The organism is Streptomyces sp. UNOB3_S3 (assembly GCF_020740895.1).
Taxonomy (GTDB): Bacteria; Actinomycetota; Actinomycetes; order Streptomycetales; family Streptomycetaceae; genus Streptomyces.
Genome location: NZ_JAILXP010000012.1, coordinates 1 through 20323, shown reverse-complemented (window position 1 = coordinate 20323; position 20323 = coordinate 1). Strand labels below are relative to the sequence as shown.

The following is a 20323-nucleotide window of genomic DNA, read 5'->3' as shown; positions in this document are numbered from 1 at the left end:
CGGAGGACCCGCTGTCCCCTGCGTCTAGAGTGGCGTAGTACGCGCAAGCCTTTACCCGGGATTCACGCCCGGACGAGCTTGCTGGCCTTATCTCTCTCAGGGGTGTGCGTGACGGCCGTCGAATCCCGTCCTGCGGGCGTGCTCGCCGAGAGCCCGGGTCACCCGGTCCACCGGCCGTTCGGGGCCCGGGTCAAGGGCTTCGTGGCACTGACGAAGCCGCGCGTCATCGAGCTGCTGCTGATGACGACGGTGCCGGTGATGTTCCTCGCGGCCGAGGGCGTCCCGGACCTGTGGCTGGTGCTGGCCACCTGCGTCGGCGGCTACCTGTCCGCCGGCGGCGCCGGCGCGTTCAACATGTACTACGACCGCGACATCGACGCGATGATGGACCGTACGTCCCAGCGGCCGCTGGTCACGGGCATGGTGTCGCCCCGCGAGTGCCTGGTCTTCGCCGCCGCGCTGACGCTCGGCTCGACGGTGTGGTTCTGGTACCTGGTCAACCCCCTGTCGGCGATGCTCTCGCTCGGCGCCAACGCGTTCTACGTCGTCGTCTACACGATGATCCTCAAGCGGCGTACCGCGCAGAACATCGTGTGGGGCGGCATCGCGGGCTGCCTGCCGGTCCTCATCGGCTGGTCCGCGGTGAAGAACGAGGTCTCCTGGGCCTCCCTGATCCTCTTCCTCGTCATCTTCTTCTGGACGCCGCCGCACTACTGGCCGCTGTCGATGAAGGTGAAGGACGACTACGAGCGCGTCGGCGTGCCGATGCTGCCGGTCATCGCGGGCAACAAGGCCGTGGCCAAGCAGATCGTCCTCTACAGCTGGGTGATGGTCGGCGTGTCGCTGCTGCTCCAGCCGCTGGGCTACACCGGCTGGTTCTACACGGCCGTGGCCGTGCTGTGCGGCGCCTTCTGGCTGAAGGAGGCCCACGCCCTCCAGGCCCGCGCCAAGGCCGGCATCACGGGCGCCAAGCTCAAGGAGATGCGCCTCTTCCACTGGTCGATCACCTACGTCTCGCTGCTGTTCACGGCGGTCGCGATCGACCCGTTCCTGCGCTAGGCCGCGGACCGTCCCGATGGGCGGCGCGGGTGGTCAAGGCCACCCGCGCCGCCCATCGCCGTTTCGGCTACCCGTCGGTAGCATCCTGGCCATGGCAGACACCAAGCAGGCAGCGGCCGACCCCGAGCAGACGGCGGCGAACCCCAAGCAGGCGGCGAAGCTGGCGAAGCAGATCACCGCCTTCGCCAAGAGCCACGGCGGCGGCGCGGAGGGCCAGCTCGCGCACATCGCCCGCGGCACCACCCGGATCGCCCTCGTCGGCGCCAACGGCGAATGGGGCAACCTCGTCGCCCGCGACTTCGAGACCGCCCAGGAGGCGGCCCGGATCGCCGGGATCACCCTCCACGACGACTTCGACGGCGAAATGGCGGCCAAGGTCCGTACGGGCCCGTACGAGTGGTCCCGCATGGCCGGCATCCAGATCGGCGGGCCGCGCAACCCCGGCGATAACTGACGGCCCCTTCATCCGTTAGACCCACCGGGACGGCGAGTGGGGGGTACGCGATGGACGGCCGGATGGACGGTGGCATACCGCCGCTCGTCGACCAGCACAGCCACGGCGCCGTCCACGCGGACATAGGGCTCGGGGAGTTCGAGACCCATCTGGCCGACGCCGCCGGGTCCACCGGGCCCGCGCCGCCCGGCACCACCTTCTTCGACAGCCGCGCGGGCCTGGCCGTACGCCGCTGGTGCCCGCCCCTGCTGGGGCTGGAGCCGCACTGCGCGCCCGTGCGCTATCTGGCCCGCCGCCGTGAACTGGGCGCCTACCGCGCCGGCCGGCTCCTGCTGCGCGGCGCGGGCATCGGGACGTTCCTGCTGGAGGCGGGCGCGACCGGCGTCCTCACCTCGCCGGACGAGCTGGCCCGCGCCGCCGGGGGCCGCGCCCACGAGGTCGTCCGGCTCGAACCGCTGGCCGCGCGAATCGCCGACACGACCGGAGGTTTGGACGCCGGTTTGGACGCCTTCCTCGCGTATACGGCCGAAGCGCTCTACACGGCCTCCGGCCGCGCCACCGCCTTCGCCACCGGCGTCACCTTCTGCGACGACAGCCCACCGGACGCCGCCGAGGTGCGCGAGGCGACGGGACGGTGGCTGCGCACGCGCCGCACCGGCGACACGCCGGACGACCCCGTGCTGATCCGGCATCTGCTGTGGAGCGCGGTCGCCACGGGCCTGCCCGTCCAGCTGCACTGCGCCCGCCCGCAGCGGCTGGCCGGCTTCCTGCGGGCCACCGCGAGCCGGGGCGTGGACCTGGTGCTGCTCGCGGACCCCTGGCACCGCCGGCAGGCGGCCCAGCTGGCCGCCGCCTTCCCGCACGTCTACGCGGACGTCGGGGCCCGGCCGGAGGAGACGCTGCGCGAGGCGCCGTTCGGCAAGCTGCTGTTCTCGACCGGGGCGCGGGCTCTGGCGGAGATGTACGTGGTGGCCGCCCGGCTGTTCACCCGCGCCATGGAGCGGCTGATGCGCGACTGGGTGGCCGACGGGTGGTGCCGGGCGGCGGAGGCGGCAAGGATCGCCTCCCTCGTCGCGGCCGGCACCGCGCGCAGGGTCTACCGGCTGGACGCGGCGGCCGTCTGAAGCGCCTCGTGCTCACCGGCGGGAGTGGGCAGCACCGGCGCCTCGCCGCGCTCGCGCAGCGACAGGAAGACCCGCAGCACGGCGACCCACATCACGCAGGAGCCGAGCATATGGGCGCCGACGATCACCTCGGGCGAGTCGTTGAAGTACTGCACATAGCCGATCGCGCCCTGGAGCATGATCACGACGAACAGTTCGACGACCTTGCGGCGCGGGCCCTCGGGGGAGTTCACGGCCCGCAGCGCGAACCACAGCGCCACGGTGAGGCCGATGACGATGTAGACGAAGTCGACGTGCAGCTGGGTGACCTCGTGCCAGTCCAGCGGGATGCGGTGGACGTCCTTGGAGGCGTCGCCCGCGTGCTTGCCCGAGCCGGTCACCACCGTGCCCGCCACGATCAGCAGCGCGCTCGCGACGACCAGCACCCAGCCGAGCTGACGCACCGGACGGGCCACCAGGTCGCGCGGCTCGTCGTCGCCCTCGCGGGTCCGCAGCCACATGACCGTGGCCACCGTCAGCAGCGAGGTGGCCGCCAGGAAGTGCGCGGCGACGATGTACGGGTTGAGGCCCGTCAGCACGGTGATGCCGCCGATGATGCCGTTGCTCGCGACGATCCAGAACTGCGCCCAGCCGAGCTTCGTCAGGCTGCGGCGGCGCGGGGCACGCGCGCGTGCCGCCACGATCGCCACGCCGACGACCGCGCACAGCACGTACGTCAGCATGCGGTTGGTGAACTCGATGACGCCGTTGATGCCCATCGCGGGCGTGGGCGTCAGGCTGTCCTCGGTGCAGGTCGGCCATGTCGGGCAGCCGAGGCCGGACTGGGTGAGCCGCACGGCGCCGCCCGTCACGACGATGATCACGGACATGACCACGCAGGCGAACGCGGCCCGCTGGACGAAGCGGGCGGAGGGCTGCCAGCGGTCGGCGACGAGCTGGAGGGGGTTCAGCGTTTTCGGCACGGAAGTCATCGTAAGGGGGCGCTTGTGCACGGATTCACGAGGGTCCGGTGTGGCCCCGGCGCGTCCTACTCCCAGCGGAAGAACCGCGCGGCCGCGCCCAGGCCCAGGACGGCCCACACACCGAGGATGCCGAGGTCCGCCCAGGGCATGCCCGCCCCGTCGCGCAGCACGTCGCGCAGGCCGCCGGAGAGCGCCGAGATGGGCAGCGCCTCCAGCGCGGTGCGCACGGCGCCCGGGAACTTCTCCAGCGGGACGATCACACCGCCGCCGACCAGCAGGAGCAGGAAGACCAGGTTGGCCGCCGCGAGCGTCGCCTCGGCCTTCAGCGTCCCGGCCATCAGCAGGCCCAGCCCGGAGAAGGCGGCCGTCCCCAGGAGGAGCAGTAGGACGACGGCGAGCGGGTTGCCGTGCGGCGACCAGCCGAGCGCGAACGCGATGACCGTCAGCAGCGTGATCTGGAGGACCTCGGTGACCAGTACCGAGGCCGTCTTCGCGGTCATCAGCCCCCAGCGCGGCAGCGGGGAGGCGCCCAGCCGCTTGAGCACGCCGTAGCGGCGCTCGAAGCCCGTCGCGATGGCCTGCCCGGTGAAGGCCGTGGACATCACGGCCAGGGCCAGCACCCCGGGCGCCAGGAAGTCGACGGCCTTGCCGTCACCGGTGTCGATGATGTCGACGGAGCTGAAGAGGACCAGCAGGAGCGTGGGGATGACCACGGTCAGCAGCAGCTGCTCGCCGTTGCGCAGCAGCATCCGGGTCTCCAGGGCGGCCTGCGCGCGGATCATCCGCGACAGCGGCGCGGCCCCGGGCCGGGGGGCGAAGGTGCCGGTGGCGGTCATGCGCGCAGCTCCCTACCAGTCAGTTCCAGGAAGACGTCCTCAAGAGTGTGCCGCTCGACCGTTATGCGGTCCGGCATGACCCCGTGCTGGGCGCACCACGACGTCACCGTCGCGAGCAGCTGCGGGTCGACCGTGCCGTTGACGCGGTACGAGCCGGGGACCGGCTCGGCGGCGGCGGAGTCGGCGGGCAGCGCCTTGAGGAGCGAGGCGAGGTCCAGGCCGGGCCGGCCGCTGAAGCGCAGGGTGTTCTCGGCGCCGCCCTTGCAGAGCTCCTCCGGGCTGCCCTGGGCGATGACCTTGCCGCCGTCGATGATGGCGACGTCGTCGGCGAGCTGTTCCGCCTCGTCCATGTAGTGCGTGGTCAGGACGACCGTGACGCCGTCGGCGCGCAGCTCGCGCACCAGGTCCCAGGTGGCGCGGCGGGCCTGCGGGTCCAGGCCGGCCGTCGGCTCGTCGAGGAAGACCAGCTCGGGGCGGCCGACGACGGCCATGGCGAGCGAGAGGCGCTGCTGCTGGCCGCCGGAGAGCCTGCGGTAGGTCGTGCGGCCGCAGTCGCCCAGCCCGAGCCGCTCGATCAGCATGCCCACGTCCAGGGGGTGGGCGTGGAGGGACGCGGTGTGGCGCAGCATCTCCTCGGCGCGCGAGCCCGCGTAGACGCCGCCGCTCTGGAGCATCACGCCGACGCGCGGGCGCAGGGCGGCGGCGTCGGCGAGGGGGTCCAGGCCGAGGACGCGGACGGTGCCGGCGTCGGGCCGCCGGTAGCCCTCGCAGGTCTCGATGGTGGTGGTCTTCCCGGCGCCGTTGGGGCCGAGGACGGCGGTCACGCCGCCGCGCGCGACGGTCAGGTCGAGACCGTTCACCGCGGCTTTCGTCCCGTACCGCTTGACCAGGCCGTGGACCTCGACCGCGGGCTCTTCATGCATGCGGGGAAGTGTACGGAGGGCGGGGCGGAACGGACCCCGGCGGGGTGTGGGGTTAGGTGACCCTAAGTGATCAAAGCCACCGTTCCGTGACCCGGTGGAGCTTGTCGCTCTTCGGCTAATTACGCAACAATGGTGTTGTGAAATACGCGGGCGAGGCTTCACAGAGCCCCGTGGCCGAGGCGGCCACCGGGTCGCGCCCGGCCCTGCCCGCACCGTCGCGGGAGGTGCCGGCTCCCGAGCAGCGCGCTCATGACGAGCAGCACGGCACCCGCAATCGCGTCGCCCGGTCCATTCTCGACCACGGGCCCTCCACCGCCGCCGAGCTGGCCGTGCGGCTGGAGCTGACCTCCGCCGCCGTCCGCCGGCACCTCGACACCCTCGTCGCCGAGGGCGTCGTCGAGGCCCGCGAGAAGCGCGTCTACGGGGCGCGCACCCGCGGCCGGCCCGCCAAGGTCTTCGCCCTCACCGACTGCGGCCGGGACGCCTTCGACCAGGCCTACGACAAGCTCGCCCAGGACGCCCTGCGCTGGATCGCCCAGTCCGCCGGGGGCGGCGAGATGGGCGAGGCCGCCGTCGCCGCGTTCGCCCGGGCCCGGATGGCCGCCCAGGCCGAGGGGTATCGCGAGGCCCTGGAGGCCGTCGCCCCCGAGGACCGCGCGGAGGCTCTCGCCCGGGCATTGACCGCGGACGGGTACGCTGCTACGGCGCGTAGCGCACCGGTCGGCGAACAGCTTTGCCAGCACCACTGCCCGGTCGCCCATGTCGCCGAGCAGTTCCCGCAGCTGTGCGAGGCGGAGACCGAGGTCTTCTCCCGCCTGCTCGGGACACATGTGCAGCGTCTTGCCACCATCGCCCACGGCGACGGAGTGTGCACGACGTTCATCCCCAAAAAGACCACCACCGCATCCACCAGCACGGCCGGGAGGAACCCCGCATGACTCTCCCCACGGAGACTGCCCACCCTGAGCTCGAGGGCCTGGGCACGTACGAATACGGCTGGGCCGACTCCGACGAGGCCGGTGCCGCGGCCAAGCGCGGCCTCTCCGAGGAGGTCGTCCGCGACATCTCGGCCAAGAAGTCCGAGCCCGAGTGGATGCTCAAGCTCCGCCTGAAGGGCCTGCGGCTCTTCGACAAGAAGCCCATGCCGACCTGGGGCTCCGACCTCTCCGGCATCGACTTCGACAACATCAAGTACTTTGTGCGCTCCACCGAGAAGCAGGCCGCTTCCTGGGAGGACCTGCCCGAGGACATCAAGAACACCTACGACAAGCTGGGCATCCCCGAGGCGGAGAAGCAGCGCCTGGTCGCCGGTGTCGCCGCCCAGTACGAGTCCGAGGTCGTGTACCACCAGATCCGCGAGGACCTGGAGCAGCAGGGCGTCATCTTCCTGGACACCGACACCGCCCTGAAGGAGCACCCCGAGCTCTTCCAGGAGTACTTCGGCACGGTGATCCCGGTCGGCGACAACAAGTTCGCCTCGCTGAACACCGCGGTGTGGTCCGGCGGCTCCTTCATCTACGTGCCGAAGGGTGTCCACGTCGACATCCCGCTGCAGGCCTACTTCCGGATCAACACGGAGAACATGGGCCAGTTCGAGCGGACGCTGATCATCGTCGACGAGGACGCCTACGTCCACTACGTCGAGGGCTGCACCGCCCCGATCTACTCCTCCGACTCGCTGCACAGCGCCGTCGTGGAGATCATCGTCAAGAAGGGCGGCCGCTGCCGCTACACGACGATCCAGAACTGGTCGAACAACGTCTACAACCTGGTCACCAAGCGCGCCGTGGCCTACGAGGGCGCGACCATGGAGTGGGTCGACGGCAACATCGGCTCCAAGGTGACGATGAAGTACCCGGCCGTCTACCTGATGGGCGAGCACGCCAAGGGCGAGACCCTGTCCATCGCCTTCTCCGGCGAGGGCCAGCACCAGGACGCCGGCGCCAAGATGGTCCACATGGCGCCGAACACCTCCTCCAACATCGTCTCCAAGTCGGTGGCGCGAGGCGGCGGCCGTACCTCCTACCGCGGCCTGATCGAGATCGGCGAGGGCGCCCACGGCTCCAAGTCGAACGTGCTCTGTGACGCCCTGCTGGTGGACACCATCTCCCGGTCGGACACCTACCCCTACGTCGACGTCCGCGAGGACGACGTCTCCATGGGCCACGAGGCGACCGTCTCCAAGGTCAGCGACGACCAGCTCTTCTACCTGATGAGCCGCGGTCTGTCCGAGGACGAGGCCATGGCGATGATCGTGCGCGGCTTCGTCGAGCCGATCGCCCGAGAGCTGCCCATGGAGTACGCGCTGGAGCTCAACCGGCTGATCGAGCTGCAGATGGAAGGCTCGGTCGGCTAGCCGCCGCCACCGCCCCATCGCAGCGAACCCTTTGTGACAGGAAGAGAGCACGACGACAGCCATGGCTGACAACACTCCCGCCGGCAGCACGACCGACGGCGCCATCCAGGTGGGCGGCCCCCGGCAGCCCATCGACGCGCGAGTGAGCGCGCCCGCCTCGTACGACGTCGCCGATTTCCCCGTGCCCCACGGCCGCGAGGAGGAGTGGCGCTTCACCCCGCTGGCGCGCCTGCGCGGTCTGCACGACGGCACGGCGGTCGCGGACGGCGCCGGCGTCAAGGTCGAGGTCGAGGCCCCCCAGGGCGTGACCGTGGAGACGGTCGGCCGCGACGACGCCCGGCTGGGCCGGTCGGGCAAGCCGGTCGACCGCGTCGCCGCCCAGGCGTACAGCTCCTTCGAGAAGGCCTCGGTCGTCTCGATCCCCAAGGACGCCGTGCTCTCCGAGCCCGTGCGGATCTCCGTGCGGGGCGAGGGCGGCGTGGCCTTCGGCCACCAGGTCATCGAGATCGGCGCCTTCGCCGAGGCCGTCGTCGTCATCGACCACACCGGTGACGCCACCCTCGCCGCCAACGTCGAGTACCTCATCGGCGACGGCGCCAAGCTCACCGTCGTCTCCGTCCAGGACTGGGACGACACCGCCGTCCACGCCGCCCAGCACACCGCGCTGGTCGGCCGTGACGCCTCCTTCAAGTCCGTGATCGTCACCTTCGGCGGCGACCTGGTCCGCCTCCACCCCCGGGTCGTCTACGGCGCCCCCGGCGGCGAGGCCGAGCTCTACGGCCTGTACTTCACCGACAACGGCCAGCACCAGGAGCACCGCCTCTTCGTCGACCACGACACCCCGCACTGCCGCAGCAACGTCGTCTACAAGGGCGCGCTGCAGGGCAAGGACGCGCACGCGGTCTGGATCGGCGACGTCCTCATCCGCGCGGAGGCCGAGGGCACCGACACCTACGAGCTCAACCGCAACCTCGTCCTCACCGACGGCGCCCGCGTCGACTCGGTCCCCAACCTGGAGATCGAGACCGGTGAGATCGTCGGCGCCGGCCACGCCTCGGCGACCGGCCGCTTCGACGACGAGCAGCTGTTCTACCTGATGGCCCGCGGTATCCCGGAGCACGAGGCCCGCCGTCTGGTCGTCCGCGGCTTCTTCGCCGAGCTCGTCCAGCAGATCGGCATCCCCGAGCTGGAGGAGCGCCTCATCGCCAAGATCGAGGAAGAGCTGGAGGCATCGGTCGCATGAGCGAGTTCGTGAAGGTGGCCTCCCTCGGCGAGCTCGAGGAGGACACGCCCAAGCGCGTCGAGGTCGACGGCACCCCGGTGTCGATCGTCCGCACCGAGGGCGAGGTGTTCGCGATCAACGACATCTGCTCCCACGCGAACGTCTCCCTCTCCGAGGGCGAGGTGGAGAACTGCCACATCGAGTGCTGGCTGCACGGCTCCAGCTTCGACCTGCGCACCGGCAAGCCCGACTGCCTCCCCGCGACGCAGCCCGTCCCCGTTTACCCCGTCAAGATCGAAGGGGACGACGTGCTCGTCTCCGTCACCCAGGAGTCCTGAGTTCCCCATGGCAACGCTTGAGATCCACGACCTGCACGTCTCCGTCGAAGCCGAGAACGGCCCCCGGGAGATCCTCAAGGGCGTCGACCTGACCGTGAAGCAGGGCGAGACCCACGCCATCATGGGCCCCAACGGCTCCGGCAAGTCGACCCTGGCCTACTCGCTGGCCGGCCACCCCAAGTACACGATCACCGGCGGCACCGTCACCCTCGACGGCGAGGACGTCCTGGAGATGTCCGTCGACGAGCGCGCCCGCGCCGGTGTCTTCCTCGCCATGCAGTACCCGGTCGAGGTCCCCGGTGTCTCGGTCTCCAACTTCCTGCGCACCTCCGCCACCGCCGTGCGCGGCGAGGCCCCCAAGCTGCGCACCTGGGTGAAGGAGGTCAAGGAGGCCATGGCGCGTCTCCAGATGGACCCGGCCTTCGCCGAGCGCAACGTCAACGAGGGCTTCTCCGGCGGTGAGAAGAAGCGCCACGAGATCCTCCAGCTGGAGCTCCTCAAGCCGAAGATCGCGATCCTCGACGAGACCGACTCCGGCCTGGACGTCGACGCCCTGCGCATCGTCTCCGAGGGCGTCAACCGCGTCCGCGAGACCGGTGACGTCGGCACCCTGCTGATCACCCACTACACGCGCATCTTGCGCTACATCAAGCCCGACTTCGTGCACGTCTTCGCGAACGGCCGCGTCGTCGAGTCCGGCGGTGCCGAGCTCGCCGACAAGCTGGAGAACGAGGGCTACGAGGCGTACGTGAAGGGTGGCGTAACGGCGTGACAATACTGCTGCCGGGCCTCCTCGACACCGACGCGATCCGCAAGGACTTCCCGATCCTGGACCGCGTGGTCCACGAGGGGAAGAAGCTGATCTACCTGGACAACGCGGCCACCTCCCAGAAGCCGCGCCAGGTCCTGGACGTGATCAACGCCCACTACGAGCGGCACAACGCCAATGTCCACCGCGGCGTGCACGTGCTCGCCGAGGAGGCCACGGCGCTGTACGAGGGCGCCCGCGACAAGGTCGCGGCCTTCATCAACGCCCCGAGCCGCGATGAGGTGATCTTCACCAAGAACGCCTCCGAGTCGCTCAACCTCGTCGCGAACATGCTCGGCTGGGCCGACGAGCCCTACCGCGTGGACCACGACACCGAGATCGTCATCACGGAGATGGAGCACCACTCCAACATCGTGCCGTGGCAGCTGCTCTCGCAGCGCACGGGCGCGAAGCTGAAGTGGTTCGGCCTCACCGACGACGGCCGCCTCGACCTGTCGAACATCGACCAGGTCATCACGGAGAAGACCAAGGTCGTCTCCTTCGTCCTGGTCTCCAACATCCTGGGCACGGTCAACCCGGTCGAGGCGATCGTCCGCCGCGCCCAGGAGGTCGGCGCGCTCGTCGTCATCGACGCCTCCCAGGCCGCCCCGCACATGCCCCTGGACGTCCAGGCGCTCCAGGCCGACTTCGTGGCCTTCACCGGCCACAAGATGTGCGCCCCGGACGGCATCGGCGTCCTGTGGGGCCGCCAGGAGCTGCTGGAGGACCTCCCGCCGTTCCTCGGCGGCGGCGAGATGATCGAGACCGTCTCGATGCACTCCTCCACCTACGCCCCCGCGCCGCACAAGTTCGAGGCCGGTACGCCCCCGATCGCCCAGGCCGTCGGCCTCGGCGCCGCGGTGGACTACCTCACCTCGATCGGCATGGAGAACATCGCCCGCCACGAGCACGTGATCACGGAGTATGCGATCCGCAGGCTCCAGGAGGTCCCCGACCTGCGGATCATCGGCCCCACCACGGCCGAGGACCGCGGCGCCGCCGTCTCCTTCACCCTCGGCGACATCCACCCGCACGACGTGGGCCAGGTACTCGACGAGCAGGGCATCGCGGTCCGGGTCGGCCACCACTGCGCCCGCCCCGTCTGCCTCCGCTACGGAATTCCGGCGACCACGCGAGCGTCGTTCTACCTGTACTCCACCCCCGGCGAGGTCGACGCGCTGATCGAGGGCCTGGAGCACGTACGGAACTTCTTCGGGTGACAAGGGCTGACTGTGAAGCTTGATTCGATGTACCAGGACGTGATCCTGGACCACTACAAGAATCCCCATGGACGCGGTCTGCGGGACGGCGACGCCGAGGTCCACCACGTCAACCCCACGTGCGGCGACGAGATCACGCTGCGTGTGCGGATGTCCGGTGAGACGGTCGAGGACGTCTCGTACGAGGGCCAGGGCTGCTCCATCAGCCAGGCGAGCGCCTCGGTGCTCAACGAGCTGCTGGTCGGCAAGGACCTCGACGAGGCCCGCCGGATCCAGGAGACGTTCCTGGAGCTGATGCAGTCCAAGGGCCGGATCGAGCCGGACGACGCCATGGAGGAGGTGCTGGAGGACGCGGTCGCGTTCGCCGGTGTCTCCAAGTACCCCGCACGCGTCAAGTGCGCTCTGCTGAGCTGGATGGCGTGGAAGGACGCGACCGCCCAGGCGTTGGGCGAAGGCGCTGAAAGGAAGACCGCATGAGCGACAACGCAGAGGTGACCACCAAGCCGGCCACCGAGGAGGAGGTCCGCGAGGCCCTCTACGACGTGGTCGACCCCGAGCTGGGCATCGACGTCGTCAACCTCGGCCTGATCTACGGCATCCACATCGACGACGCCAACATCGCCACCCTCGACATGACCCTGACGTCCGCGGCCTGCCCGCTGACCGACGTCATCGAGGACCAGGCGAAGTCGGCCACCGACGGCATCGTCAACGAGCTCCGGATCAACTGGGTCTGGATGCCGCCGTGGGGCCCCGACAAGATCACCGACGAGGGCCGCGAGCAGCTCCGCGCGCTGGGCTTCAACGTCTGAGCGACCCGCCTTCCGACAGCGGCCGGCCCGCCTCCTGAACCCTCAGGAGGCGGGCTGCTGCTGTGTGGCGCGGTGGATCCCGCCCCCGTCCTCGGCGAGCGCGGGGATGCCCACGGTGCGCACCTCACGTCCCGGGTGGAGGGAGCCGAGGATGGCCGCCGCCTCCTCGTCGGCCCGGCGGTCGCCGAAGCGGGGGACGATCACGGCGCCGTTCGCCACGTAGTAGTTGACGTAGGAGCCCAGGAAGTCCGGGCCGCGCTCGCCCAGGGCGGCGGGGGCGGGCTCCGGGATCTCGATGATCTCCAGGGTGCGGCCGCGGGCGTCGGCGGCCGACTCCAGGGCCGCGCGGGACTCCTCGTACACCCGCGTCCACACACCGGGCGCCGCACCGGCGGGCGGACGGCTGAGGAGCACGGTGGCGGGCCCGGCGAAGCGGGCGAGGGCGTCGATGTGGCAGTCGGTGATGTCCTCGCCGCGCACGCCCGGGAGCCAGATCACCTTCCGGACGCCGAGCAGCCCGGTGAGGGCCCGCTCGATGTCGTCGCGGGAGCGGCCCGGGTTGCGGTTCTCGTCGACCAGCGAGCTCTCCGTGACGAGCAGCGTGCCGTCGCCGTCGGTCTCCAGGGAGCCGCCCTCGGCGACCAGCGGGGCCTCGACGCGTGGGACGCCGGCCCACTTCAGCAGCCGACGGGCCACCAGGCCGTCCCGGGAGTGCTCCCGCTTGCCGCCCCAGCCGTTGAAGCCGAAGTCGATCCCGGAGACCGTGCCGTCCTCGCCGGTGACGAACACCGGCCCGGAGTCGCGCAGCCAGAGGTCGTCCACCGGCACCTCCACGACCTCCACCGCGCCGCCGCACGCCCGGCGGGCGTCCGCCGCGTCCCGCGGGGACGCGAGCATCACGACCGGCTCGTAGTCGGCGACCGTCCGGGCGACCGCGGCGACGTCCTCGCGCACGGCGGCCGTCCGCCCGCCCCGGACCGGGCCGGCCGGGGGCCAGCCCAGACAGGTCCGCGCGTGCGGCCGTGCCTCGGCGGGCAGGTGATTCATCGTCGGATGCCCATGATCGTCCGTCAGAGGCCGCCCGTGTACAGCAGCCGGTTGGGCGTGCCGGGCTTGATGTCCGACACCACGTCCTTGGTGGACTGCGAGATGAGCCAGTTGACGACCGTCGCCGAGCTCGCGGCGGGGTTCTGCGCCTTGTACAGGGCCGCGACGCCCGTGACGAACGGGGTGGCCTGCGAGGTGCCGCTCTTGGTGGTGGTGCCGCCGCCCAGCCGCAGCGAGAGGATCTCATCGCCCGGGGCGAGGATCCGCGCGCACGGGCCGTAGCTGGTGAAGTCCGTCATCTGGTCCATGCGGTTGGTCGCGCCCACGGCCAGGGCCTGGAGGGCGGCGGCCGGGGAGTGGTTGCAGGCGCTGTCGTTGGAGTTGCCGGCCGCGACCAGCGCCGGCGTCCCCTTGGCGGCGACGCTGTTGGCGGCGTTGTCCAGGGCCTGCGAGACGGGGCCGACGAGGGAGGCGTTGAGGACCGACGCGGGCGGCGCGCTCGTGGCCACGTACTCGAAGCCGGACACGATGGCCGACGTCGTGCCCCGCCCGGCGCAGTCCAGCACGCGCACGCTGACCAGCGACGCCCGGCGCGCCACGCCGTACGTCGCGCTGCCCACCACCCCCGCCACATGGGTGCCGTGGCCGCTGCCGCCGGTGCAGTCCCGGCCGTCGCCGCCCGTGGTCACCTCGTCGACGCCCTTGCGGGCCCGGCCGCCGAAGTCGGGGTGGGAGTAGTCGATGCCGGTGTCCATGATGTAGGCGGTGACGCCCTCACCGGTGCCGTTGACGGTGAACCGGCCGTCCAGGGGGAGGTTGCGCTGGTCCACGCGGTCCAGGCCCCAGGAGTCCGTCGCCGCCCGGGGACGTATGGACGGGGGGCCCTCGGCCGCCTGGGCGTAGACCGCGTCCTCCTCGACGGCCTCGACCTCCGGGGAGCTGCGCACGGCCTCCAGCTGCTGCGGGGTGAGCCGGGCGGCGAAGCCGGTCAGGGTGTGGGTGTAGATGCGGTCCGGGACGACGCCCAGCACGCTCGTCAGCGTGCGCGGGCTGGCGCCCTTGCGCAGGGTGACGATGTAGTGCCCGGACACCGGTTCGCCGGCCGTCCTGCGCAGCGGTGCCCGGTGCGCCGGGCGCCCGTGGCCGGGGCCGTGGTCGGCCGCCGCGACCGGGGCGGCGGTGAGCGGGAGGGCCAGGACCAGGGCCGTGGTCAGGCAGCGTCGGAGCTGTCTCATGCGGCATCCGTTCACGACGGGACGAAAGGGGTGGGCGGGAGCGCCCACTCCACTGGATATGCCGGTTCATTCGAGCGGGCGACGCGAGCGCGGCCGACCGGCTGGCGGGGCTGCGCCATCCGTGTGAGCGGCGCGTGGAAGGCCGGTAAGGGGTGGGGAGGGGCGGCCGGTTCGCCTTGGACGGGCCGGTCCGGTTAGGTTTCCGGACATGACCGATGCTGTTGCTCCCGCTTCCCGTACCACCGGCGCCATCGCCGCCGGCCTCGCCACCCTCGCCGAGGACGGCACCGTCCTCGACACCTGGTTCCCGGCCCCCGAGCTGGCCGACGCGCCCGGCCCGGCCGGCACCGAGCGGCTGACCGCCGAGCGGGCCGCGGAACTGCTCGGCGAGGGCGCCCTCAAGGCGGTGGGCCCGGACCCGCGCCGCGGGGTCGAGGTCGTCGCCGTCCGCACGGTCATCGCCTCGCTCGACGACAAGCCGGCCGACGCGCACGACGCCTACCTGCGGCTGCACCTGCTCTCCCACCGTCTGGTCAAGCCGCACGGCCAGAACCTCGACGGCATCTTCGGCCTGCTCGCCAACGTCGCCTGGACCTCGCTGGGCCCGGTCCCCGTGGACCGGGTCGAGGCCACGCGCCTCGCCGCCCGCGCCGAGGGCCTCCACCTCCAGGTGACCAGCGTCGACAAGTTCCCCCGCATGACCGACTACGTGGTCCCCTCCGGCGTCCGCGTCGCCGACGCCGACCGGGTCCGCCTGGGCGCCCACCTGGGCTCCGGCACCACCGTCATGCACGAGGGCTTCGTCAACTTCAACGCCGGCACGCTCGGCACCTCCATGGTCGAGGGCCGGATCAGCGCGGGCGTCGTCGTCGGCGACGGCACCGACATCGGCGGCGGCGCCTCCACCATGGGCACCCTGTCCGGTGGCGGCAAGCAGATCATCTCCATCGGCGAGCGCTGCCTGCTGGGCGCCGAGTCGGGCATCGGCATCGCGCTGGGCGACGAGTGCGTCGTCGAGGCGGGCCTCTACGTCACCGCCGGCACCCGGGTCACGATGCCGGACGGTGAGATCGTCAAGGCCCTGACCCTCTCCGGCGCCGACAACATCCTCTTCCGCCGCAACTCCACCACGGGCGCCGTCGAGGCCCGCCCGTACAAGAGCACGTGGGGCGGGCTCAACGAGATCCTGCACAGCAACGACTGACGCGGTAGGGGCGGGGTTTCGACCCCGCCCCTCCCCGGGCGCCCGGACTACCGGGCGCCCACGCCCTCGTACGCCTTCATCAGCGCCTCGGTGCGCTCCTTCGTCGCCGCGCGCAGCGGCGCCCGCACCGGCCCGCCCGGGAGGCCCAGCGCTCCCAGCAACGCCTTCGCCGTGACCGTGCCGGGGAGGCCCGCGGCCATCATCCGCTCCGTCAGGGGCAGGGCGCGCTGGTGGAGTCGGGTCGCCTCCGCGTTCTCACCGCGGTCGAACGCGTCCAGCACGGCGGCCAGCGCCTGGCCCGCGACGTTGGCCACGGTGCTGACATAGCCCGTTCCTCCCACCGCCCGCAGCGGAAGGTTGAGCTCCTCGCAGCCGGAGTAGTAGGCGAGGCCCGTCGCCGCGATCACCTTCGAGCTGCCGAGCAGGTCGTACGCGCAGTCCTTGACCCCGGCGATGCGCGGGTGCTCGGCCAGTCGCAGCATGGTGTCGGGCTCGATGCGGGTGCCCGTGCGGCCCGGGATGTCGTAGAGCATCACCGGGACGCCCACCGCGTCGGCCACCGTGCGGAAGTGCTCCGCGATGTCTTCCTGGGGCGGCCTGCTGTAGTACGGGGTGACCACCAGGACGCCGTGGGCGCCGGCCCGCTCGGCGGCCCGGGCCAGTCCGGCGGTGTGCCGGGTGTCGGCCGACCCCACTCCGGCCGTGATCCGGGCGCGGTCGCCCACGGCCTCGACGACGGCCGTGACGAGAGCGCTCTTCTCCGCGTCGGTGGTGGTCGGCGACTCGCCGGTGGTGCCGCTGAGGACGAGGCCGTCGCAGCCGCCCTCCGTGACGAGGCGGTCGGCGAGCCGCTGCGCGCCGTCGAGGTCGAGTGCGCCGTCGGCGGTGAACGGCGTCACCATCGCACAGACGGTACGGCCGAAGGGGTTGGTGGGTGGCATGGCGTCACGCTCCGGGTTCTGGTGCCTCCCCGGATTCTGGGCCCTTCGACCGTACAGGTCTATTTAAATGTTCTGAGCGACTTTCCTAAGCACTGCTACGGCTTCCAGCGCAGCACCTGCGGGTCGTGGTCGCTGGCCTGGTCGGCGAACTCGGCGTTGATGTGGACGATGTCGTAGTCCACGCGGCTCACGTGGCGGCTGGTGAGGATGTGGTCCAGCACCTGGGAGTTGCCCTGGAAGACATAGCCGTAGCGCTCCTTCGCGGGGAGCTTGCCGACCAGGTCCGTCAGGGCGCCGCCGGCGGTGAGGGCCTTGAGGGCGGGCGAGAACTGGTAGTCGTTGAGGTCGCCCGCGACGATCACATTGGCGTTCCGGTCGGCGGCGAGGAGCTGCTTGACGAAGCCGTTGACGAGCTCGGCCTGCTGGGTTCGCTGGGTCTCGGAGGAGCGGGCCGGGGACTGGAAGCGGCTGTCGAGGCCCTGGTCGCCGCCCTTGGAGTTGAAGTGGTTGGCGACGACGAAGACGTCCTTGCCCCGGAAGGAGAACTGACCGGCCAGCGGCTTGCGGCTGTTGGTCCAGGCGGCGTCCCCCGGCTCGACGCGGCCGGGGGAGGCGGAGAGACCGGCCTTGCCGCCCTCGCGGACGACCCGCACGGCCGTGGTGGAGTCACCGCCGGGGATGTCCTTGAACGAGACCCGCGCGGGGTTGAAGAGGAAGGCGGTGCGGATGTTGCCGCCCGGCTGGCCGCCGTCCTTGCCGTCGACGGGGTCGATCTGCCGCCACTGGTAGGCGGGGCCGCCCGCGGCGACGATGGCGTCCGTCAGCTTCTTCAGCGTCTGCGTGGCGTCCACGACACCGCCGTTCGTCGTGCCGTCGTTGTCCTGGACCTCCTCCAGGGCGACGATGTCGGGCGAGGCGAGGTTGGTCACCAGGGCCCCGGCGAGGCGGTCGAACTTCGCCTGCGGGGTCTTGGGGGAGAGGTTCTCCACGTTGTACGTGGCGACGGCCAGCTCGTCGCTCTTCTGCTTGCGCGTGGTCTCGCGCTGGAGCTTGTGGTCGGTGAGCGTGCCCAGCGCGGTGGCCTGGATGGTGTAGCCGCCGTGGTTGTCGTAGTCGAGCGGGCCCGCCGTGACCCCGGAGAGCTCGTCACCGACGTTCGCGACGGGGAAGGGGTACTGCGCGTAAGGGAGCAGGGAGGCGACCTTCACCCGGCCGGCGTTGGGGTCGCCGTACGAGCCGTAGACGACGCCACCGCGCTGGGTGCGGTTGTGCCGGGGCGCGGTGGTGACCCACAGGTCCTTGTACTGGCTGGTCGCGCCGGTGACGGGGACGTCACGGACCTCGACCCGCATGCCCTCCAGGGACTCGAAGCGGTCCAGCGCGTAGCGGCGGGGCTGCAGTCGCAGCCCCTCGATGGAGCCGCCGTGGGCGTCGGGCGCGTAGCGGGACGGGAGGGTGGCCGCGTTGAGCCGGACGGCGGCGGGCAGGGCGTTGCCGGAGGACTTCACGGTCACGGTGGGCTTGGTCAGCTGGGTGACCGACTGGCCGCCCGCCGCCTCGCCGCCGGGGTAGTACTCGGTGACGGTGCCCGAGACGAGCACGGAGTCGCCGACGGCGACGGCCGGGGCGGTCGCGCCGGTGAAGACGTAGATCGCCTCGCTGGTGGCCTCGTCGCGGTCCGGGTGGGGGTCCTGGACCCAGAAGCCGCGGGCCGAGCCGAAGTTCTTCACAGCCGTGACGACGCCCGGCACGTCCGTGACCTGCTTGCCGGCGAACGGCGAGATACGGGTGGTGCCCTGGATGTCGTGGACGCGGACACCGGCGTCGGCGGCGCTCGCGGACTGGGCCGGGGCGATCAGCCCGGCCGCGAGCGCGCCGGCTATGAGGGAGCCGACGGTCGCGGCACGGCGGCGGTGGGACAGCACAAAGTCCTCCGGTGGGAGCGATGAGGGGGCGACCGGTATGCCGATCGGATGAGATCGCCCGCCGTCATCCGAGCAACGAGTGATCTACGCGCGTCAATGTCCGCTGATTTCCGGCCAGTTGTCAAGGGTTGGCGGGCAACCCGCCGATGAACCGCCGGTAACGGCCCCCACGGCGCGCGGGCCGGTGCGGAAAACCCGTCTAAGGTGGGGCACTGCGCGCCCGGGACCGCGGCGCGGCCGTCACGACGAGGAGATGTCCCCCTGATGTCAGGAGACCGCCCGACCATGCCGCCGGTGCGGCTCCCCTCCGACGCGGAGCTCGCACGCGACGCGCTGTCCGCGCCGCTGTTCGCCCGCGCCGCGAAGCTCGCCCGCTGGGCCGGCGAGGGCACCCCGGTCGGCGCGGGCGGCGAACTGCTCTCCGGTCAGCTGAAGACGGCGACCGGGCTGCTCGGCCTGGAGGACGACGAGGACGGCCCGGCGTACGCGGCCGAGGCCTGGCAGCTGGCGCTCGACACGGGCCTGGTCGAATTCACGGAGTCCCCCGACGAGTCCGCCGACGTCTCCTCGGACGAGCCCCACGGCACGGCCACCGCCGGCGAGGAACTGGCCACGCTCACCTCCGGCAGCCCCCAGGACATCCTGGACCTGTGGCTCGGCGGCCTGGAGACCGTCCTGGCCGACGCCGCCGCGCCCGACCTCGGCGACCTCGTCGAGCAGCTCTCCGAGAACGGCGACGGCGACCTCGACCTCGACGCGATCGACTGGAACCCCGAGGAGGAGGCCGACTTCCTCGACGGCGTCCTCGGCAACCTCTACCTGCTGACCGCGCTCGACGAGGGCTCGCCCGACCGGCCCGTCCCGCTGCCCGCGCTCGCCGCCTCCATGATCGTCCCGGATGACATGGACGAGCCCACGGACGACGTCCTCGAAGAGGTCTCCGACGCGATGATGCGCCTGGACGACCAGTTCCGGATCCTCGCGCCGACCGGCCTGGTGCGCTACCAGCCGGTGGACGAGTCCCTGATCGAGGTCGTCGACGGCGAGGGCCACATCCGGGAGTCCGTCGACGGCGTGACCTCCGACCTCCCCGAGGAGGAGGACGTCAGCCGCTACGGCATGGTCGCCCTCACCCCGCTCGGCCTCTTCGCCGTACGGTCCCGGATGCTCGACGCCGGCATCGACGCCCCGGCCGTCGGCGACCTCGCCGAGTCCTCCGCCACCGACCTCCTCATGGCGCTCCCCGGCCACCCCGGCTTCGCCGTGCGCGCCGAGGCCGAGCTGTGGCTCGCCCGCCGCACACCCCTCGACGCGGCCCGCGAGCTGCTCGCCGCCGCGCGCGGCGCGGACGAGGAGGCGCCGGGGCGCCGCCTCATGTGCCAGCAGACGCTCTCCCTCCTCGACGCCGGGGCCGAGCCCGCGCTCCGCGAGGTCCTCGACGACCTGGAGCTCGGCGGCCTCGCCCGCGTCTGGCTCGCGGAGCACGGCGCGACGGACGTCCCGCCGCCCGGCGAGGACATGGTCTACTGGCTGACCGTCGACACGATCGCCGCCCGCCTGGACACGGAGGCGGACGACCCCGAGGAGCTGCGGGAACTCGTCGAGGGCCTGGTCAGCGGGCACAGCGGCTTCTTCGACGCGGTGTGGCGGGTGGAGCACCCCGCGACGGCGGACGTCCTGGAGGCGATGGGGAGGCTGCATCCGGACAAGGCGGCGGCGAAGGCGGCGCGCAAGGCGGCGTTCAAGGCGCGCTCGCGGGGATAGCTCCCGCTGGGTTCCGCCGACGTTCGGCTCGCCGCCGTGGGGGTTTTCCGCGCCTTCGGCGCGGTTCTACCCCACCCACCCGCCCGATTACCC

20 protein-coding genes are annotated in these 20323 nt (G+C 71.6%); 13 read left to right on the top strand and 7 right to left on the bottom strand.

The features are described 5' to 3' along the window. Positions 1 to 108 precede the first annotated feature (108 nt). The 3 genes from K6I33_RS02730 (at position 109) to K6I33_RS02720 (ending at position 2637) form a co-directional block, all read left to right on the top strand. Entirely contained in the window at positions 109 to 1059 is a 951-nt protein-coding gene (locus tag K6I33_RS02730; RefSeq protein ID WP_229348037.1) for a heme o synthase, read from the top strand. Positions 1060 to 1150: 91 nt separating this feature from the next. Next, on the top strand, positions 1151 to 1513 hold the full coding sequence (locus K6I33_RS02725) for a hypothetical protein (RefSeq protein ID WP_229348036.1): 363 nt from the start codon (positions 1151 to 1153) through the stop codon (positions 1511 to 1513). Positions 1514 to 1575: 62 nt separating this feature from the next. Beyond that, positions 1576 to 2637: an amidohydrolase gene (locus K6I33_RS02720; protein WP_229348035.1), complete on the top strand. Its 1062-nt coding sequence runs from the start codon at positions 1576 to 1578 to the stop codon at positions 2635 to 2637. Here K6I33_RS02720 and K6I33_RS02715 read toward each other — a convergent pair. From K6I33_RS02715 to K6I33_RS02705, 3 genes are all read right to left on the bottom strand, one after another. Beyond that, positions 2610 to 3599 carry a heme A synthase gene (locus tag K6I33_RS02715; RefSeq protein WP_229348034.1) on the bottom strand — a complete coding sequence of 330 codons (990 nt, stop codon included), beginning with the start codon at positions 3597 to 3599 and terminating at the stop codon, positions 2610 to 2612. The genes K6I33_RS02720 and K6I33_RS02715 overlap by 28 nt on opposite strands. A gap of 65 nt (positions 3600 to 3664) precedes the next feature. Then, positions 3665 to 4435, bottom strand: coding sequence for an ABC transporter permease (locus K6I33_RS02710; protein ID WP_229348033.1), 771 nt, complete (start codon positions 4433 to 4435; stop codon positions 3665 to 3667). After that, positions 4432 to 5358, bottom strand: coding sequence for an ABC transporter ATP-binding protein (locus tag K6I33_RS02705; RefSeq protein ID WP_229348032.1), 927 nt, complete (start codon positions 5356 to 5358; stop codon positions 4432 to 4434). Before K6I33_RS02705 ends, K6I33_RS02710 begins: the two co-directional genes overlap by 4 nt. A 137-nt stretch (positions 5359 to 5495) precedes the next feature. On the opposite strand from K6I33_RS02705, the gene K6I33_RS35945 reads away from it, so the two are divergent. The 8 genes from K6I33_RS35945 to K6I33_RS02660 all read left to right on the top strand — a co-directional run bounded on the left by K6I33_RS35945 (position 5496) and on the right by K6I33_RS02660 (position 12114). Further along, the gene (locus K6I33_RS35945) at positions 5496 to 6296 is read left to right on the top strand and encodes a helix-turn-helix transcriptional regulator (protein ID WP_374283079.1); all 801 of its coding nucleotides are present in this window, start codon (positions 5496 to 5498) and stop codon (positions 6294 to 6296) included. After that, a complete protein-coding gene (gene sufB, locus K6I33_RS02690; RefSeq protein WP_229348031.1) occupies positions 6293 to 7714 on the top strand; it encodes a Fe-S cluster assembly protein SufB in 1422 nt (473 codons plus the stop codon). The genes K6I33_RS35945 and sufB overlap by 4 nt, the downstream gene beginning before the upstream one ends. 61 nt (positions 7715 to 7775) lie before the next feature. Continuing rightward, positions 7776 to 8957: a Fe-S cluster assembly protein SufD gene (gene sufD, locus K6I33_RS02685; RefSeq protein ID WP_229348030.1), complete on the top strand. Its 1182-nt coding sequence runs from the start codon at positions 7776 to 7778 to the stop codon at positions 8955 to 8957. Beyond that, positions 8954 to 9274 (top strand): non-heme iron oxygenase ferredoxin subunit, encoded by a 321-nt coding sequence (locus K6I33_RS02680; protein ID WP_189454976.1) that lies wholly within the window; start codon positions 8954 to 8956, stop codon positions 9272 to 9274. The genes sufD and K6I33_RS02680 overlap by 4 nt, the downstream gene beginning before the upstream one ends. Positions 9275 to 9281: 7 nt before the next feature. Further along, positions 9282 to 10046 (top strand): Fe-S cluster assembly ATPase SufC, encoded by a 765-nt coding sequence (gene sufC / locus K6I33_RS02675; protein ID WP_229348029.1) that lies wholly within the window; start codon positions 9282 to 9284, stop codon positions 10044 to 10046. Positions 10047 to 10048: 2 nt separating this feature from the next. Next, positions 10049 to 11302, top strand: a complete 1254-nt coding sequence (locus K6I33_RS02670; protein WP_229348048.1) for a cysteine desulfurase — start codon at positions 10049 to 10051, stop codon at positions 11300 to 11302. Between the two features lie 12 nt (positions 11303 to 11314). Continuing rightward, positions 11315 to 11779, top strand: coding sequence for a Fe-S cluster assembly sulfur transfer protein SufU (sufU, locus tag K6I33_RS02665; RefSeq protein ID WP_229348028.1), 465 nt, complete (start codon positions 11315 to 11317; stop codon positions 11777 to 11779). Next, complete coding sequence (locus K6I33_RS02660) at positions 11776 to 12114, top strand: metal-sulfur cluster assembly factor (RefSeq protein ID WP_229348027.1); 339 nt, start codon at positions 11776 to 11778, stop codon at positions 12112 to 12114. Before sufU ends, K6I33_RS02660 begins: the two co-directional genes overlap by 4 nt. Positions 12115 to 12156: 42 nt before the next feature. Here K6I33_RS02660 and K6I33_RS02655 read toward each other — a convergent pair whose 3' ends face one another. Then, positions 12157 to 13161, bottom strand: a complete 1005-nt coding sequence (locus tag K6I33_RS02655) for an agmatine/peptidylarginine deiminase (RefSeq protein ID WP_229348026.1) — start codon at positions 13159 to 13161, stop codon at positions 12157 to 12159. Between the two features lie 23 nt (positions 13162 to 13184). Further along, positions 13185 to 14396 carry a S8 family peptidase gene (locus K6I33_RS02650; protein WP_229348025.1) on the bottom strand — a complete coding sequence of 404 codons (1212 nt, stop codon included), beginning with the start codon at positions 14394 to 14396 and terminating at the stop codon, positions 13185 to 13187. Positions 14397 to 14604: 208 nt separating this feature from the next. Here K6I33_RS02650 and dapD point away from each other — a divergent pair, with 208 nt between their 5' ends. Further along, positions 14605 to 15600, top strand: coding sequence for a 2,3,4,5-tetrahydropyridine-2,6-dicarboxylate N-succinyltransferase (gene dapD / locus K6I33_RS02645; protein ID WP_229348024.1), 996 nt, complete (start codon positions 14605 to 14607; stop codon positions 15598 to 15600). A gap of 47 nt (positions 15601 to 15647) precedes the next feature. Here dapD and dapA read toward each other — a convergent pair whose 3' ends face one another. Together dapA and K6I33_RS02635 are read right to left on the bottom strand one after the other, a co-directional pair. After that, complete coding sequence (gene dapA, locus K6I33_RS02640) at positions 15648 to 16541, bottom strand: 4-hydroxy-tetrahydrodipicolinate synthase (RefSeq protein WP_229348023.1); 894 nt, start codon at positions 16539 to 16541, stop codon at positions 15648 to 15650. Positions 16542 to 16636: 95 nt separating this feature from the next. Beyond that, positions 16637 to 18466: an endonuclease/exonuclease/phosphatase family protein gene (locus K6I33_RS02635; protein WP_229348022.1), complete on the bottom strand. Its 1830-nt coding sequence runs from the start codon at positions 18464 to 18466 to the stop codon at positions 16637 to 16639. A 264-nt stretch (positions 18467 to 18730) separates the two neighbouring features. On the opposite strand from K6I33_RS02635, the gene K6I33_RS02630 reads away from it, so the two are divergent. After that, on the top strand, positions 18731 to 20230 hold the full coding sequence (locus K6I33_RS02630) for a hypothetical protein (RefSeq protein ID WP_229348021.1): 1500 nt from the start codon (positions 18731 to 18733) through the stop codon (positions 20228 to 20230). The last annotated feature ends 93 nt before the right edge of the window (positions 20231 to 20323 follow it).

What these genes read in the sequence shown, in the direction of transcription:
- K6I33_RS02725 (WP_229348036.1), top strand. Translation starts at nt 1,151, where the DNA reads ATGGCAGACACCAAGCAGGCAGCGGCCGACCCCGAGCAGACGGCGGCG.
- K6I33_RS02720 (WP_229348035.1), top strand. Translation starts at nt 1,576, where the DNA reads ATGGACGGTGGCATACCGCCGCTCGTCGACCAGCACAGCCACGGCGCC.
- K6I33_RS02710 (WP_229348033.1), bottom strand. Translation starts at nt 4,435, where the DNA reads ATGACCGCCACCGGCACCTTCGCCCCCCGGCCCGGGGCCGCGCCGCTG.
- K6I33_RS02705 (WP_229348032.1), bottom strand. Translation starts at nt 5,358, where the DNA reads ATGCATGAAGAGCCCGCGGTCGAGGTCCACGGCCTGGTCAAGCGGTAC.
- sufB (WP_229348031.1), top strand. Translation starts at nt 6,293, where the DNA reads ATGACTCTCCCCACGGAGACTGCCCACCCTGAGCTCGAGGGCCTGGGC.
- sufD (WP_229348030.1), top strand. Translation starts at nt 7,776, where the DNA reads ATGGCTGACAACACTCCCGCCGGCAGCACGACCGACGGCGCCATCCAG.
- K6I33_RS02680 (WP_189454976.1), top strand. Translation starts at nt 8,954, where the DNA reads ATGAGCGAGTTCGTGAAGGTGGCCTCCCTCGGCGAGCTCGAGGAGGAC.
- sufC (WP_229348029.1), top strand. Translation starts at nt 9,282, where the DNA reads ATGGCAACGCTTGAGATCCACGACCTGCACGTCTCCGTCGAAGCCGAG.
- K6I33_RS02660 (WP_229348027.1), top strand. Translation starts at nt 11,776, where the DNA reads ATGAGCGACAACGCAGAGGTGACCACCAAGCCGGCCACCGAGGAGGAG.
- K6I33_RS02655 (WP_229348026.1), bottom strand. Translation starts at nt 13,161, where the DNA reads ATGAATCACCTGCCCGCCGAGGCACGGCCGCACGCGCGGACCTGTCTG.
- K6I33_RS02650 (WP_229348025.1), bottom strand. Translation starts at nt 14,396, where the DNA reads ATGAGACAGCTCCGACGCTGCCTGACCACGGCCCTGGTCCTGGCCCTC.
- dapD (WP_229348024.1), top strand. Translation starts at nt 14,605, where the DNA reads ATGACCGATGCTGTTGCTCCCGCTTCCCGTACCACCGGCGCCATCGCC.
- dapA (WP_229348023.1), bottom strand. Translation starts at nt 16,541, where the DNA reads ATGCCACCCACCAACCCCTTCGGCCGTACCGTCTGTGCGATGGTGACG.
- K6I33_RS02630 (WP_229348021.1), top strand. Translation starts at nt 18,731, where the DNA reads ATGTCAGGAGACCGCCCGACCATGCCGCCGGTGCGGCTCCCCTCCGAC.